This window comes from Mucilaginibacter sp. (genome assembly GCF_028288105.1).
In the GTDB taxonomy this organism is placed as follows: Bacteria; Bacteroidota; Bacteroidia; order Sphingobacteriales; family Sphingobacteriaceae; genus Mucilaginibacter.
Map to the genome: position 1 here is coordinate 1 of NZ_JAQBOI010000003.1, position 16,499 is coordinate 16,499.

The 16,499-nt window shown below is 41.1% G+C and carries 12 protein-coding genes; 2 read left to right on the top strand and 10 right to left on the bottom strand.

From position 1 onward, the window contains the following. The 6 genes from JWQ85_RS00130 to JWQ85_RS00155 form a co-directional block, all read right to left on the bottom strand. Positions 1 to 962: aminotransferase class V-fold PLP-dependent enzyme (locus JWQ85_RS00130; RefSeq protein WP_299462083.1), on the bottom strand; the 962-nt coding region annotated here is incomplete at its 3' end. Positions 963 to 983: 21 nt separating this feature from the next. Then, positions 984 to 1,439, bottom strand: a complete 456-nt coding sequence (locus JWQ85_RS00135; RefSeq protein ID WP_299462086.1) for a RidA family protein — start codon at positions 1,437 to 1,439, stop codon at positions 984 to 986. 117 nt (positions 1,440 to 1,556) lie between these two features. Then, positions 1,557 to 3,083 (bottom strand): SusD/RagB family nutrient-binding outer membrane lipoprotein, encoded by a 1,527-nt coding sequence (locus JWQ85_RS00140; protein WP_299462089.1) that lies wholly within the window; start codon positions 3,081 to 3,083, stop codon positions 1,557 to 1,559. A 32-nt stretch (positions 3,084 to 3,115) separates the two neighbouring features. Further along, a complete protein-coding gene (locus JWQ85_RS00145; RefSeq protein ID WP_299462092.1) occupies positions 3,116 to 6,367 on the bottom strand; it encodes a SusC/RagA family TonB-linked outer membrane protein in 3,252 nt (1,083 codons plus the stop codon). A 325-nt stretch (positions 6,368 to 6,692) separates the two neighbouring features. Continuing rightward, positions 6,693 to 7,676, bottom strand: a complete 984-nt coding sequence (locus JWQ85_RS00150) for a FecR family protein (RefSeq protein WP_299462095.1) — start codon at positions 7,674 to 7,676, stop codon at positions 6,693 to 6,695. A 224-nt stretch (positions 7,677 to 7,900) separates the two neighbouring features. Next, a complete protein-coding gene (locus JWQ85_RS00155; protein ID WP_299462098.1) occupies positions 7,901 to 8,470 on the bottom strand; it encodes an RNA polymerase sigma factor in 570 nt (189 codons plus the stop codon). A 346-nt stretch (positions 8,471 to 8,816) separates the two neighbouring features. On the opposite strand from JWQ85_RS00155, the gene JWQ85_RS00160 reads away from it, so the two are divergent. After that, a complete protein-coding gene (locus tag JWQ85_RS00160; protein ID WP_299462101.1) occupies positions 8,817 to 10,223 on the top strand; it encodes a M28 family metallopeptidase in 1,407 nt (468 codons plus the stop codon). 177 nt (positions 10,224 to 10,400) lie between these two features. Here the strand turns inward: JWQ85_RS00160 and JWQ85_RS00165 are convergent, their stop codons facing one another. The 4 genes from JWQ85_RS00165 to JWQ85_RS00180 all read right to left on the bottom strand — a co-directional run bounded on the left by JWQ85_RS00165 (position 10,401) and on the right by JWQ85_RS00180 (position 14,368). Then, positions 10,401 to 11,573, bottom strand: coding sequence for a chromate transporter (locus JWQ85_RS00165; RefSeq protein WP_299462104.1), 1,173 nt, complete (start codon positions 11,571 to 11,573; stop codon positions 10,401 to 10,403). Next, positions 11,573 to 12,559: a DUF1259 domain-containing protein gene (locus tag JWQ85_RS00170; RefSeq protein WP_299462107.1), complete on the bottom strand. Its 987-nt coding sequence runs from the start codon at positions 12,557 to 12,559 to the stop codon at positions 11,573 to 11,575. The genes JWQ85_RS00165 and JWQ85_RS00170 overlap by 1 nt, the downstream gene beginning before the upstream one ends. 66 nt (positions 12,560 to 12,625) lie before the next feature. Then, positions 12,626 to 13,483 carry a chromate resistance protein ChrB domain-containing protein gene (locus JWQ85_RS00175; RefSeq protein WP_299462110.1) on the bottom strand — a complete coding sequence of 286 codons (858 nt, stop codon included), beginning with the start codon at positions 13,481 to 13,483 and terminating at the stop codon, positions 12,626 to 12,628. A gap of 156 nt (positions 13,484 to 13,639) precedes the next feature. After that, the gene (locus JWQ85_RS00180; RefSeq protein ID WP_299462113.1) at positions 13,640 to 14,368 is read right to left on the bottom strand and encodes a GntR family transcriptional regulator; all 729 of its coding nucleotides are present in this window, start codon (positions 14,366 to 14,368) and stop codon (positions 13,640 to 13,642) included. A 267-nt stretch (positions 14,369 to 14,635) separates the two neighbouring features. Here JWQ85_RS00180 and JWQ85_RS00185 point away from each other — a divergent pair, with 267 nt between their 5' ends. Further along, entirely contained in the window at positions 14,636 to 16,441 is a 1,806-nt protein-coding gene (locus tag JWQ85_RS00185) for a class I mannose-6-phosphate isomerase (protein ID WP_299462116.1), read from the top strand. Positions 16,442 to 16,499 lie beyond the last annotated feature (58 nt).

The following is a 16,499-nucleotide window of genomic DNA, read 5'->3' on the forward strand; positions in this document are numbered from 1 at the left end:
GGCAAAGTCTCCAGCTTGCCGCCAATTTGTTTTGCCCGTTGCAACCAGCCTTCCCACTCTTTTTTATGGTCTCTTTCGATGTAGGATTTTAAGGCCGCGTACATGCCAAACATTTCTTCCTTGTTTACCTTCATTGGGCGGCCAATCGGCGCCTCGTGCGGGCTGTGGTTTAACCTGGCGGCAGTGATCAGGTCTTTGCGCCCGAATAACAGGCCTGCGCTTTGAGGCCCGCGGATCATTTTACCACCAGAGAAAGTAACCAGGTCAAACCCCATTTTTTGAAACTTGAAAAGATTTTCGACAGGTGGCACATCTGCCGCTGCATCTAAAAAGGTGGCTATATTACGAGCTTTAGCTACTTTTAAAAAGTCTTCATGTGTAATACTGCTTTTTTCGGCAGCATTAAAAAACAAGGCCATAACCGTATTGCTATTAATAGCCTGTGCCATATCTGAGGCACTTTCTACCTCAATAATTTTAGCACCTGTTGTAGTTATTGCCTGATCGAACAAATACCTGTGCGATTTTTGCATGATCACCTCTGCGCGGGAGCCGGGCAGGTTAGGGATCATTTTTATTTTTTCGGCATCGGTACCGGTTATACAGGCAGCCGTACCTAAAAGTATAGCGCACGATGCCCCGGAGGTGACCATTGCAGCTTCGCAATGCAGCATTTCGGCAATTTTAGCGCCTACCTTATCCTGCAGTTCAAACATGTTTGCAAAGTCGTGCGAGGTCGAATTTATAGCCTCAAGCACTTCGGGCAACATAAGCGACCCTGATAAGAATGTCATGGTTACCGATGCATTTATAACGGGGGTAACCCCAAGCTCTTTAAACAGATCGCGCTTTAAGGCAGGCGGCTGAGTTGCGGAGGTTGTATTTGGTGTTGCAGCCCTTGTAACCATACTCCCCATAAATGGAAGTATAGAAAGGCTTTTTATAACGTTTCTGCGTTTCATTATTAAATTTTAGAGGGTAAACTATATATAAGCAACACAATCCATTTCTACCAAAGAGTTGCCCGGTACACCGCCCTTAGCAACTGCTACAGTGGTACGTACGGGGGGCTTCTTGCCAAAACGACCTTTATATACTTCATTCATGCCCTGGTAGTCGGCAATATCATTTAAATACACATTTACTTTAAGCACCTTTTCCATTGATGAGCCTGCTCTTTTTAGCTCGTTTTCAAGTTCTTTAAGTACAATTTCGGTGTGTGCCTTAATTTCAAAGGGTTCAACGTGTGCCCCTTTACCGGCTATGAAAACCATATTTCCAAGTTTTGTAGAACCAGAAAACAAAGGCACGTCCTGGTACTCGGTTACATTATTTACTTCCTTTTCTGCGCTTTCTGCCGAACTGGCTTTCGCTAATCCAAATACAGAGATTCCGGCTGCCGAAGCCAGGATTTTTTTTAAGATCGATCTTCTTTCCATAACAAATAGATTTTATGTTTTTATTTAGTGTTTATAATATGTGCCGCTGGCTTTTAATTTCTGCCGGCAAAAAACACCGGCAGAATTTATCTTATCAAACTTAAATATCCGTATAATTTAAGGGCGATCCCACCACATTCTGGTTAAAAATTCATCAGCACCCTGGCGGGAGATAGCTGCCTGATAATTTTCTCCATTTAAGTTTTGCTCAGTGGCTGGATACAGGAACCTTCTAAAAATTTTACCACCTGTAGCGTTTCCTACATAGTTATTAGGTACCAGGGCGGGGTAGCCGGTACGCCTGTAACTTGCAAATACTTCTGTGGAATTTGGATAAACACCTACCCAAAATTGTGTGTAGATCTGTTCCATCTGCTCATTAAATGTGCCGCCTGTGTTAAGGGGATGGTATTTAATATAAGTTTGGATCTGATTGGTACTGATAACGCCCGCTGAACCGAATAATGCCCATTGACGCATAGACGCACCTATACCATTTTCATACGATGTACTGGCAGATGCGCCGCTATACCAGTTACGTAATGCGGCTTCGGCGAGTAAAAAGTTGGTTTCGGCATTGGTTAACAACATGTATGGGCTGTTAAGTTGCAGAATGGTGTTTGGGTTAGGTTCCGAATAGGTACCAAAATCTGCCGGTTTAGAGCTTAAGCTGGATGACATGCCTTTTTGTATTGCGGCTGCTGTATCGGCTTTACCGTTTACCCAAACTACAGATAACACCGCCAGGCGAGGGTCTTTATTAGTTTTCAAAAAGTTAATAATCACATCCTGATACTTACCGCCCTCGGGATTGCTGGAGCCGTTTGCCCCAACATAATCGGAGTTTAGCATCCCCAGTGCAAGCGGGTTTTTGTTGATATCCTGACCGGCAGATACATACCCGGTAACTGTAGCAATATCTGCATCTTCGATAATTACACCACCTGCAATTGCTTTTTTTGCCCATGTTTCTGCGGTAGTCAGGTCAACTTTGGTCATTCGCATGGCCAGGCGCAGCATTAAGGAGTACGAGAACTTTTTCCATTTGATCATGTCGCCTTTATAGATCAGATCGGCCGCGCCAAAATTTGCTTTGGCTGGGTTGATAGCTGTTGCCGCCTCGTCAAGTTCTTTAAGCATATCTGCATATATGGCTTGTTGAGGGTCGTACATAGGTTTGTAATTGCCGCTTGTGTAACCCTGGCCTGCTTGCGAATATGGCACATCGCCATATATGTCAGTAATCCGGCTAAAGCAATACACCCGCCAGATACGTGCACACGAAAGCAAGTTAACCTGCTCTGGATCAGCCGATACCTTTTCAATTACCTGTTGTATCTCATTTATCTCTTTTGGGTATGCATTATTAAACACCGTCCACGATTGTTGGCTTTGGCTAAGAATATACTTGGCACCAAAACCTGCAACATCGTTATAGCTTGTTGTAAACTGCATAGTACCCTGAAGAAGGTTGAGCACATCGCCTGCACCATCTAATAAAGACTTGGTAAATACAAAAGCAGGAGTGAGATTTGCCGATGCATTGGGGTTGGTGTTCATTGCTTCGAAACCCTTATCACATGCTTGTAAGCCTATACAAGCAGTTAAAAGCATGATGGAATATTTTCTAAAGTTTTTTTTCATGTTAATTGTCTTTTAATTGATGCTGGCATATATTAAAATTTAACCATCAGATTTAAACCAAAACTTCTGGTTCTGGGTAATCCAAACGATTCAAACCCCTGGCTTGAGCCGTTGGTAAAACTCGATTCCGGATCAAAATTGTCTGTTTGCTTATATATAGTAAGCAGATTGCGCGCAACAAAAGCTATAGTTGCACCCTGCAGGTTTAGTACTTTAAGCTTTTCTACCGGGAGATTATAGCTCAGTATAACCTGACGAAGTTTTACGAAGCCAGCATCATGCAAGAATAATTCTGAATATGATTTGTAGTTATCATAGTAAGAACGTAAGCCTGAAAGAGGAACTGTTCTTGAATAAGGGGCCCCGCTTTGGTCAACACCATTAAGCTGAAGCCCGTTATCGCGGCCCGGCAAGGTGGTTTTCATTAAACCTAAACGGGTGCCATAAACTTCCATCAACGAGAAGATCTTATTGCCAAATTTCCCGTCAACCAGTACATTCAGACTAAATCTTTTATACTTAAAATCATTGGAGAAACCCATAGTTAAGGGAGCTACACCATTACCCAATGTTTGCAGGCCGGTAGCAACAGGTAAGCCTGTAGTCCTGTTAAATACTACGTTTCCGCTGGCATCTTTCTGCATACGGGTACCTACAATAGCACCGTAGGGCTGGCCAACAATGTTGTTAATATAAGCCCAGCCATTTACTGATTGCGACATCTGAATTTGGTTGAGACCCGCGGCAAGTTTTACTACCTCGTTTTTATTGTAAGCAACGTTGTAACTGGTGCTCCAGGTAAAGTTTTGTGTTTTTATAGGCGTACCGTTAATTAAAGCCTCGATACCTTTATTACTTAGCTCGCCAACATTAAGTATAACATTATTGTAGCCACTGGTGCCGGTAATAGCGGTAGATACAATGTCATTAGTGGTTTTACGATCATATACCGTAATGTCAAATCCTAAGCGGCTGTTCAGGAAACGTGCCTCAATACCGGCTTCTGTAGTGGTGGAAGTGTAAGGGCGTAAGTTTGCGTTAGTAATAGTAGTGCTCGATACGTTTTGGATTGGCTGACCAGAGGTTGGCAGCAAGGTGAAAGCCTGGTTGATCTGGTAGGGATCTGGTGCGCCACCGCCTACCTGTGCCCATGATGCACGTACTTTGGCATATGTTATTCCCTGCGGTAATTTAAACGCCTCTGAAATTACGAAACTGCCACCAATCGATGGATAAAAAATACTGTTGTTTTTCGGGCTTAGTGTTGAAAACCAGTCCTGGCGGCCGGTAACAGTTAAGTATGCAAAGTTTTTATAGCTGATATCGGCAGAACCCATTAAAGAGTTAATAGCTGTTCTGTTGTTTCTGGGGGTGGTAGAAACTGTTGATAGGTTAGTTGAGCTATAAAAATAAGGGATAATATAATTAGCGCCCGTAATGTTCGACTCGTTATAAACCGAGCGTTGCTGATTACCGCCCACAAAGGCCGAGATGCCAAAATCTTTGATCTTGCCATTGTAGTTTAAGGTTAGCAATCCGTTAGTTTCAGATGCATCAACCTTAAGTTCGTTGTATTGCCCGTTAGGGTAATATAATGAGCCGGTAGGCGAAACGTAAGTATAATTATAGTAGTAAAAATCGCGGCTTACTACACCTTTTAATGATAGGTTTTTAATAAACTCGTAGGTAACGCCGGCCTGACCTATAAATCTGTTCTTGGTATCGCGCTGTTGAAACTTATTGATCACGAAATAACTATTAGATGCAATACCTGCATCGTTCCATGGAATTTCGTTGCCTTTGGCATCGTAACCTGGCGAAAGCCATCGAATATCTGCTGTATTGGCAAGCATATATGGCGTCCAATTGGGGTTACCCGAAGCATCGCCCGCGGTGGCCCTGTTTTTAGCATTTTCGATATTGTATTGGGCCAGGGCTTCAAAGCTTATCTTTTTACTCAGTTTACCGCTAACGTTAAGATTGCCCGTTTTGCGATCGTAATTACTGTTTGGTAAAACGCTTTTGCTATTAAGGTCGGCTACCGAGAAACGATAGGTAACAGCTTCTGTTCCACCTGTAAATGCTAAAGTATTGGTAAATGTAGAGCCGGTTTGGTAAAAGTTTTTAATGTTATCTCTTTGTGCGGAATAAGGGTGCTCTAAGCCATCGGCTGCTATATAGGTTGAACCATCTATTTTAGCACCGAAAGAACGCCTGCCGGTTTGAATAGCTTCATTTTGGGTAGTCGGCTTTTTACCGCCATCGCCCTGGCCATATTCGTATTGCCAATCCGGGAAGATCGCAGGCGTTTCCATGGTAAAAGTTGAATTGTAATCAATGCCAATTCCTTTTTGAACACGGCCTTTTTTAGTGGTGATTAAAATTACTCCATTTGCCGCCCTTGCTCCGTACAATGCAGCAGCAGTACCGCCCTTAAGCACGCTTATTGATTCGATATCGTCGGGGTTAATACCTGCTATACCATCACCACGGTCAACATTGCCGGCGCCGCCGTTGGTAGTGGCGCTTCCACCCGGAACGGAGTTGTCTATTGGCATGCCGTTTACCACATATAAAGGTTGGTTACCACCAGAAAGAGAACCGTTACCACGAATAATAACACGGCTTGACCCACCGGGGCCGGTGGATAATCCTGTCGCGTTAACACCCGCAACCTTACCTGTAAGCGCGTTAGCTACGTTATTTTCGCGGGCTTGTGTAAATTCATCGCCCTTAACTTCGGTTACAGAGTATGCCAGCGCTTTTTTCTGGCGAGAAATGCCTAAGGCTGTTACAACTACTTCGTTAAGACTATTACGGTTCTCTATTAATTGTACATCAACAGTTTCCCTGCCTTTTACAGCTACTTCCTGGGTTGCAAAACCCATGTAGGAAAACACTAACGTAGCATTTTCATCAGGCACAGTTAACGTATAGCGCCCTTCAGCGTTAGTTACCGTACCGCCGCTACCGCCTTTTATTTTAATACTTACTCCAATTAATGCCGCGCCGGCATTATCAGTAACTTTACCGGTTACTTTTATTGGAATGGCCTTTTGCGATTCGGTTTCTGTAAGCGTAACTGTTTTTTTGTCGATAAGGATCACATCTCCTGATACGGAATAATCCATACCCAGTGGTTCGAGGATCTTTTTTAGGACTAAGTCCAGCTGTTCGTTTTTTACATCTAAACTTACAGCCTGGTTAGTAACAATTGAGTTACTGAAAACAAAACTAATTTTAGTTTCTTTATTAATTTGTCGCAGTACATTTTTAACAGACATATTCACTACATGCAGTGATATTCTTGTTTTTAGATCTTGTGCTGAAACGTTTTTTGCTTGAGCAATGGTAAAGCATACAGAAAAGATGACGGTAATAATGATTACCCTGACTAAGGCTTTACATAGCAGGTGAAAAGACAATGATTTATTTGTCATATATTTGATCAAAATTTGTAGTGACGAAATATCCCAATTGGGAACTATGAATTTGGTGGGCTTCGGCCCGGAAGGTTGGGTGTGCTGGAATCACATTCAACCTTTTTTGTTTATCTCTTTTTTTACTCAATAGGCACTTCGTTTTTTATAAAATCAGTTAATAGTTTAGTTAGTTATTAGTTAGTATGTAAGTATTATCACGCACCGTATAGCTGGAGTGGGTGAGCTTGGTAATCGCTTTTAAGATGCCTGGTAAGGTTTGCCCCTGAAAAATAGCGGTGATGTGTTGCTGCGGCAACTTATTGCCGGTTATTTTTATATCTACCCCATATTTGTTGCTCAGCTTTAAAGCAACACTTTCCAGGTCCGAATTTTCAAAGATCATTTTATCATCCATCCAGGCAATTGCATCTTCGGGGTTTGCTAATGTGGTAAGTTCAAAAGTGGTTTTACCATCTTTTGTAGATGCTGATTGCCCTCTGGTTAATATGGCCTGTGCATGGGTTAACTCATCTTTTACGGCAACCTTGCCCGTAAGTACGGTTACGTTCATTGGTTTTACCTGCGAATAAGCGCTTACCGTGAATGTGGTACCTAACACATGCGTTTTTAACCTGCCAGAATGAATAATGAAAGGTTTATTTACGTTGTGTATCACTTCAAAATAGGCTTCCCCTTTTAAATACACCTCACGGGTTTTAGCGTTGAAATTTTGCGGATAACGTAAATCGCTATTTGCATTTAAGGTTACCCTGGTGCCGTCGCTTAGTACTACAACTTTCGTTTTAGCTACGCCCGAGTGTTGCGTGAGGTATACAATATGATCAACACTGGTAACATTATTATAATTATATATAATTAAGGTACAAGCGCTAATTACTAATACTATTATAGCAGCGAATTTGAATAGCACCTTTGTTTTTTTAAGTGCCCAAAGCCTTAACTTAATGTTGCTGTACATACGGTTCCAGTCAACCGTATGCGGGATGTCTTCCTGCCGGGAGTCTTCCCAATATTTTTTCATGGGGCCATCAAACTCCTCAAAGTCTGTGGATGTTTTTATAAGCTCCATAAATTCTTCGAACTCTTGCCTGGTACATGTATTGTTCATGTACTTCTCTAAAAGGTCCGATTTTCTTTGTTGTTGGTTCATTTATTCTGATTGATACTTTAAAGACACAACAAAACGCCAATCAGACTAATCAAAAATGAAATAAATATTACTTTTTATTTAAAAAAGTGTTTTTAGTCGATGATTTGCTATTAAATGACATAATAATTGACAATTTAGTTAAAATTGCTCAATTATAATATGAAAAATTCATAATTTATGGTAATTTAATGAAAATGTGGAATAAAATTTAGAAAATTGAGCTATCAATTTATATAAAAGAGGGAGAAGATGGCGATTAGAGTAGGGTTGACGCCATTTTTGGCAAGATAAGTGCCTATAAATTGTAACGCTGCCATTAAATGGTTTTTAACAGTATGCCTGGAAAGATTTAAATGCGTTGCTATTTCATCATAATTTAGGCCGTCCTCTTTATTCAGTTTATATACTAACTGGCGTTGCGGCGATAGTTGACTTACAGCGGTTGAAATTAGCTTTCTGCATTCAGATACCCGCATATTGGCTTCTGTGTTATTATCATTAGTTACGGCAACGCGCAATAACTCATTAACAAGTCTGGTATCGCTGGCAGCTTTTCTAAGATAATTTAAGGAATAGTTACGTGCAATGGTATATAAATAGCCCCCCAGATTTTTTACATCTTTCAGTGATTCTTTATTTAGCCATAATTTAATGAAGATCTCTTGGGTTATTTCTTCTGCAGCGTACTCAGATTTGGCAATAATATATACCTGGGCATAAACCTGATGTTTATAGCTTTCAAAAACTTCTTCAAATTTTAAATCGTGATGTTGTTTTGAATTAAAAGCCCTCATTATTTAGCAACCATTTATAGTTATGCAAGTAAAATCAGTAGCATTTGAATTTCTAATGTATCACTTTGTTTTAATTAAATGAAATAATATGTTAAGATAAAGTTAAATAGCAACTGTCTGTAGCGCTTGTATAAACGCTTAAAAATAGCGCCAGCAACCCCACAGGGATCATTAATGTAATTTAAAAGAACGCAGAATTAAATTATCCTTTCAAAGACAATCACATTTTGATTTTCAAAAAAACGGACTTAATTTGCCTGCTTATACCCCTTTTACAGTAGAGTAGTTTTTACAAATTAATAACTCCCCGTTTTTATTAACGAACTAACAAATACTAATATAAATTATGAAAAAAACATTAGGCGTTTTAGCGTTGATATGTGCTTATGCCAGCACATTTGCACAATCTCCGGTTATTATTCAGAAAGATCCTCAAATTGAAAAGATGGTTAACGAAGTATCTGCCGATTCCTTACATGCCAATATTGTTAAGCTGGTTAGCTTTGGTACCCGCAATACTTTAAGCGCCACCACCGATACAAAGCGTGGGATAGGTGCGGCCCGCAACTGGATACTAAGCAAATTTAATTTCTACACCAAAGCATCCGGAGGGAGGTTAACAGCAAAGTTAGATACCAACAACTATCAGCCCGATAGTAAAAGAATAGATGTACCGGTTATATTAACCAATGTAGTGGCTACTTTAAAAGGGACCGACCCGGATGATCACCGCGTGTTTATTATAAGCGGCCATATGGATAATATGCGCAGCAATGTAATGGATAGGGAAGGCGATGCCCCTGGCGCAAATGATGATGGCAGCGGCACGGCGGCCGTAATAGAATGTGTGCGTATCATGAGCAAGCAATCATTCCCGGCTACTATAATCTTTGTTGCTGTTTGCGGCGAGGAACAAGGTTTATTAGGATCTGGCTTTATGGCTGCAAACGCCAAAAAAGGCAACTGGGAAATTGGCGCTGTTTTAAATAACGACATAATAGGCAGCAACAATAGCAATGAAACTAATATTATTGAAAATACAAAAATCAGGGTGTTTAGTGAGGGGCTGCCGGCTTATGAGCTCGATGAAAAAAAGGCAGCGGCCATACGTGCTATGGGCTTGGAAAATGATGGGGCCTCGCGCCAGTTGGCCCGTTATATTAAAGAAGTAGGCGAACGTTATGTTGATAATCTTCAGGTTTTTATGGTTTACCGGCCAGATCGTTTTGGGCGTGGCGGCGATCATCAGCCTTATCAACAAAAAGGGTTCACTGCCGTACGCCTTACTGAAATGAATGAAAATTTTTATCATCAGCACCAAAATGTACGTACAGAAAATGGCATCAGCTATGGCGACTTAACCGAATATATGGATTTTGAGTATCTGCGAAAAAATACCGCTCTTAATTTATGTAACCTGGCCAATCTTGCTAAATCTCCGGCAATGCCACAAGAGGTTTCAATTGTTACGACCGGCCTGGGCAGCAATTCAACAGGTTTGAGCTGGAAGACACCTGCCACCGGGAAAGTTAAAGGTTATTATGTAATGATGCGCGAAACAACCAGCCCGGTATGGCAAAAGAAATTTTTCACTGCTTCTACCGAGATAAAGCTACCTTATTCTAAAGACAATTATTTTTTTGCAGTGCAATCTGTAGCTAATGAAGGAAACGAGGGATTGCCGGTTGTACCCTCTGTAATGAGAAGGCAAAGGCCAGCTGGCAGCGCTGATGCAACAACACCTAAAAAATAGCTAAGTTATTTCATTGGATAGAAGAAGGTATTAAATACAGATTTCCCCCATTATTTACAGGTTGGTATACCTGCCTCTAAATGATGGGGTTGTAAGAGGTAACTAAAAAATTTATATCCGGCGAAGCCGCACCGGTAATTCTCAAACGGTAATTAGGACAAAATTACGATATGATCCTTATTTTATTAATAAGCCAATAATAGCAGCTATACCTATAATATAAGGCTCCTGAATCTTTTTTATATAAATTAATGCAAAAACAGCTGCTATAGCGATTAACAGAGTTGGGATATCAATGATAGAGCGCAGGCCAATTACAATCACAGAACCTACCAGTGCACCTATAACAGACGCAGTAATTCCCTCTACAAAGGCTTTAATACTGGCATTTTTAGCAATTTTTTTAAATGAAGGTGCTAAGGCGACAGTAAATAAATAACAAGGGAAAAACGTGGCGATAGCGGCTACACAAGCCCCTGGAAAGCCCGCCACCAAATAACCGATAAAACCTACCGTAATTACTACCGGCCCCGGCGTGATCATGGCTACAGCAACTGCATCCACAAATTGTTGTTCGTTTAGCCAGCCAAATTCTTTAACTACACCGCTATGCAGGAAAGGCACTATAGCCAAGCCGCTGCCAAAAACAAAAGCACCGGCTTTAGCAAAGAACCAGGTTATCTCCTGTAATGTTTTACTATCGTATTTCCAGAAACCGGTACTGATCAATATTCCTGCCGGTAATATAGCCGGTTTTTTGATCCACTGCGGTGGTGCTTTAATTAACATATATAATATTCCGCAAGCAAGGAACAGTAATATTTCTTCGCGTTGGGTAACTACAGTAATCACAATACCGGCTATATACAAAAGCCACAGCAACCATTTGGCTTTTATGGCAGCCGGTTCAAATTTGCTGATAGATTTAACCGTTAGCTTATAGGCACTCATGGCAATAATGCCTATCACTGCTGCACCCACTCCGTAAAATACTGCCTGCATCCACCGCAAGCCACCATATAGCTGATAAGCCATACCCAACAAAACCACCATGATGAATGATGGCAGCACAAACGCGAGGCCCGTTAGTGTAGCACCTATTAGTCCATAATGTACAAAACCAATATAAATGCCTAATTGAGCAGCCAATGGGCCGGGTGCCAATTGTGCCAGCGCTAATCCTTCTTTATATTCTCCTTCTGTTAGCCAGCCTTTCTGCTCTACTAAATCCCGTTGCATATAGCCCACTAAAGCCACCGGCCCGCCAAAGCCCCATGTTCCTAACTTTAAAAAGTATTTGGTTATATCCCACAAGGAATATGTTGGTTTTATATTTAATTGCTCTTTCATTACATTTTCATATTACCCATAGGCGTTTTGCCCAAAACATCAATCGCCGCACGAAAACCTTGTGCCAAAGTAGCCGCATTACCACGGCCATAGTAATGCAGAAATATCATGTGCGGATCATCGCCTAACATGTGGTTATGAACAGCCACCACCTCAAGGTTATGCTTACGCAATATTTTGATTACACTGTTTACTTCGCTTTGCAACATGGCAATGTCGCCTGCTATATGTGCATCGTCCTGTTTGCCAGCAAAAGAGGCCCAGGTATTTAATCCTATATTAGTGGTCATTTCCACACCCATCGCCATTACTTTCAAATCGGCCCTGCCAATAGTATATTTATAGGTTGGGCCATTTACTGTGCCGGTATATTTAACAATGGCATCCAATGTGGGCAAATCAAAGTTTTCTTTACCTGTTATTGTTGATGGAACAGATGGTGCAGGTTGGTTGGCCGGAAACAGTTTACTATCGCGTATAGTATTAGCATATTTTTTGGCTAATACATCAATACTTCCTATGCCATGAATGTGCATATAAAATATTCGTGGTTCTTCGTAAAAAAAGTGGTTGTGGATGGCTGCGATCTCCAGTCCGTTGGCATGAGCAGCGGATATTAAAGTATTTACCTCTTCCATTTGTAACACCGTATCGCTCATCACCATGGCCGATTTGCCGTCAACCGTTTTCTTGAAAGATACCCAGCCGCCAAAGCCAAAAGGAATGGGTACGGTTTCGCCCTTGATTTTCATTTTCAGGTCGTTTCTGGGCAATGGTGTGGTATAAACAGATTCCGCATCTTTATAACTGCCCTTTTTGCCTAAGGCTGTATCAATGGCGGCAATTTCTTCAGCCGTTATTGAAGGGGTTTTGGATATTATCGGTAATATATTTGCCTGTAATTTTTGTAGTGGCAAAAGTAAGGTAGTGCCTAATACAGCAGTTGCCTGCAAAGCCTGCCTACGAGAGAATGTGTGGTTTTCCATTAGATACATTGCGTTAACAAATGCAATACTATCCATTCAAAAATCTTTAAAATTGTACGTATTTAACTAATTTGTATTCTTTTTACTTTTGCCGCTACTTTTTTTATATACCGATGGATTTTGCCCGGTTTTCTTTTTGAATATGCGGTTAAAATGGCTCTGATCTGAAAAGCCGGTAAGGTAAGCGATCTCCGTTAGGGAATAAGTAGTCGTTTCCATTAGTTTCATGGCCTTGTCTATTCGAAGCTTTCTTATATAATCGCCAAATGACAGGTTATCAAAGTATTTGGAAAATTCCCGTGAAAGGTAAGCGGGGTTAATCTCCAACTCATTAGATGCCTGTTGTAAACTTAGGGCCATGTTGGTATCCATCTGATCCTGTATCATCTCTTTGAGTTCCTTCGCCCATGCAGGTGCTTTTTTGGAATTAGATTGTTTTAAGTATTTATGGTAAACCTCCAGTAACAATTGTTCAACCGGCCCCGCCTGGGTATGTTTTAATTGATGCAGGTGTTTGGCCCAACTGTATAGGCCATCATAAATGGTCATGCCTAAATTTAGCAGTTCCTGGTCGTTTTTAATATTATAGGCCAATCCCGAAAAAATGGCCTCTAACCCAGCCGCCTGGGGTGCAAAATCATGCCGGTCGGTGTCTGCACCACGAACGATCGCGGCTACCCTGTCAAGCGCGACATCTTTGAGTTGGTGTTTCTTTATAAAATAATCAAAAGTACACTGATCTTCATAATGCGTGTATTCTACGTCCGGTAAATCAAAGGGTATGGCAGCAAATTCTTCCGCTTTCAATAATACCTGTTCAAAGGGCACATATATGATTTCTGCATCTTTATCAATAAAGCGTTTAATTAGCCAGGGACAAGCGATGCGGTCGATCTTCGGATGTTCACGGGTGATCCACTTCATGCCAATAAAGTTAGATAACCTGATCTGAAATTTATTAATGTATACTTAATCTTTAGTCCCCATGATACCTAATTATGCAACCATGCTGTAAAAGCAGTTTCTACAGATTAGATTTCATGGCTTTCTGCGTTAGAGAAACAGAGATATTCCCATGTTTTAGCGTCTGCTTTCTACCGTATATACAAAACTATCTGCTTTATAATAACCCAGGTTGTATTCAATTGGGCGTTCGCCCTGGTCAAACACAAATCGCTTGCGGAACAGCACCGGGCTGCCATTTGATAGCCTTAATTTGTTGGCAATAACATCATCAGCAGCATGCGCGCTTATTTCTTCTTTTGAAAGAGTAGCCACGGTAGAATACTCCATTTCCAGCAATTCGTAAAGCGGGCGTTTAAAATCTTCATCACCGGTAAGCCCGATACGAGGATGAAAATAAGAAATAAAGTAAACAAAAGGCGCGTCAGATGTGCCCCGTACTCTTTCCATTTTCAGCACTTTCCTATCTGTTTTTATCTCGAAAAAGTTGGCCAGCATCTCATCCGGATATACCCAGGTAATATGCAGTTCAAAGTTTTTGATGCTAATACCCCGCAGTTTCATTTCTTGCGAAAAGCTAAGCCAATTATTTGACTTAGAGCTTACTATACAATTATTAACTTTTGTTCCGGTGCGTTTTTTGCGGATCAGCAAATCTTCATAAACCAATTTGTTTATTGCCTGGCGTAGGGTGGTACGCGATATGGCCAGCACTTTGGCCAATTCTACCTCATTGGGTAATAGCTTTCCGTTTTGATATTCCTCTTCGGCTATCATTTTTCTTAAAAGTTCTTCGGCTTGTATATGCAGCGGAACCGGACTTTTATGATCAATAGAATATTTCATATAGTGTAATATATACAATGATAATGAAATTTCATTCATAAGTATAACTGTACATACATATTAATCCTATAAAAGCCTCTTTTTGGCATCGTATGGTGTGATTTATACACCTTACAATTATTTTTTAATTTATTTGGTAATGTAAAATTTGTTCATATGTTTGTACATTATAATCATAAACCAATTATATAATTTTTATTTCCCCAGATCTAACAATGACCTTTGAGGCTTTTTATGTGGAAATTGATATATCCATACATTACTACAATGAATATTGATACTAAAGATTACAAGCAGATAGAAAGTGTTGACACGGAAGTGCGGAAAACCGCGCAGTTTTTAATGCCGGCAAAATTAGATAATGCCTTTAATGCCAATGGCGGTTACAATGTTTATCCCACATGTGCATTGGGTTCAGGAAAAATATTTAACGGCTTTGACTCCCTTGCCCAATACATTATAGAGCAGAAAATTATCTTGATTGATGGGTATGCCGGCTTGTTTTGGGGTAATATACGGGCAAGGCTGCAGGATTATTTTACAGAAAACGGGCTAAAAGTAAACTGGATCAGTACGGAAAATTTTTTAAAGCCCACTGATGAAATTGAAAAACTGGTTGCGCCATTTTTAGGCGAATTTGAATCTGTTTGGGGTACTAAAACTACACTATCATTAAATGACTTTTATGATGCAAGCCTTACCGGGCAAACTGCCGACGATAGCGACATCAATATAATAATAGGTATCGGCGCTGTTTTATCGGGTTGGAACGTCCCGGTTATTTATATCGATCTGCCGAAGAACGAACTGCAATTTAGGATGCGTGCAGGCAGTATCACCAATTTAGGTGCTGTGCAGGTGAATGAGCCCTTTCAGATGTACAAGCGTTTTTACTTTGTAGATTGGGTGGTACTAAACAATCATAAAAAAGCCATACAGGATCGTATAGCTGTTGTAGCAGATGGCCAATGGCCGGAAACTATTAACTGGATCCATAAAGCAGATCTGGTTGAAGGCCTAAATAGGATCAGTAAATCGGTTTTTCGTGTACGCCCCTGGTTTGAGCCAGGTGCATGGGGTGGGCAATGGATCAAAGAGCATATTAATAACATTAATAAGGATGTGGTTAATTACGCCTGGTCATTTGAAATGATCGTTCCTGAGAATGGTTTGGTGTTTGAAAGCGATGGCAACTTGCTGGAGGTATCATTCGATACCTTAATGTTCAGCAATAATAAAAATGTATTGGGCAAACATGCCGAACGTTTTGGCGATGAGTTCCCTATCCGTTTCGATTTTCTGGATACATTCAATGGCGGCAACCTGTCTATCCAATGCCATCCATCGGTTAAATACATACAGGAGAATTTTGGCGAGAACATTACCCAGGACGAAACCTATTACATTTTAGACTGCGACGATAACGCCCGGGTTTACCTTGGCTTTCAGGATAGCATTGACCCGGCCGAATTCAGGAATGTGCTGGAAGATAGCCAGGCAACAAGTACCGAAATACAGATAGAGGATTATGTACAGTCGCACCCTGCCAAAAAGCACGATCTGTTCCTTATTCCTAATGGTACTGTGCACAGTGCCGGTTCGGGTAATATGGTGCTGGAAATAAGCGCTACCCCATACATATTCACCTTTAAAATGTACGACTGGGTGCGCCTTGACCTTGACGGCAATCCGCGCCCTATAAATATAGACCACGCATTTAATAACCTCGACTTTAACCGCAAAGGCAAACAGGTTTACCGCGAACTGATCTCAAAACCTGCAGTAATTGAGCAGGCCGAAGGTTACCAGCTGATACATATGTCAACCCATGCCGAACATTTTTATGATGTGCACCGCATGGAGTTTGATAACCAAACCACAGTAGAAACCAACAACGTATGCCATGTGATGATGCTGGTGGAAGGCCAGGCCGTGCAGCTGGAAACTGCCGATGGCACCAAACAGGAATTTGCCTATGCAGAAACATTTGTGGTGCCGGCAGCAGCGGGTTCATACACCTTAACCAATTTGGGCAAAGGCCGCGCAAAGGTTATTAAAGCATTTTTAAAATAATGAAAGCGATAGATACCATAAGCCCTATTGAGCTGAAGAAGAGTAGCGCCTGCCTGTA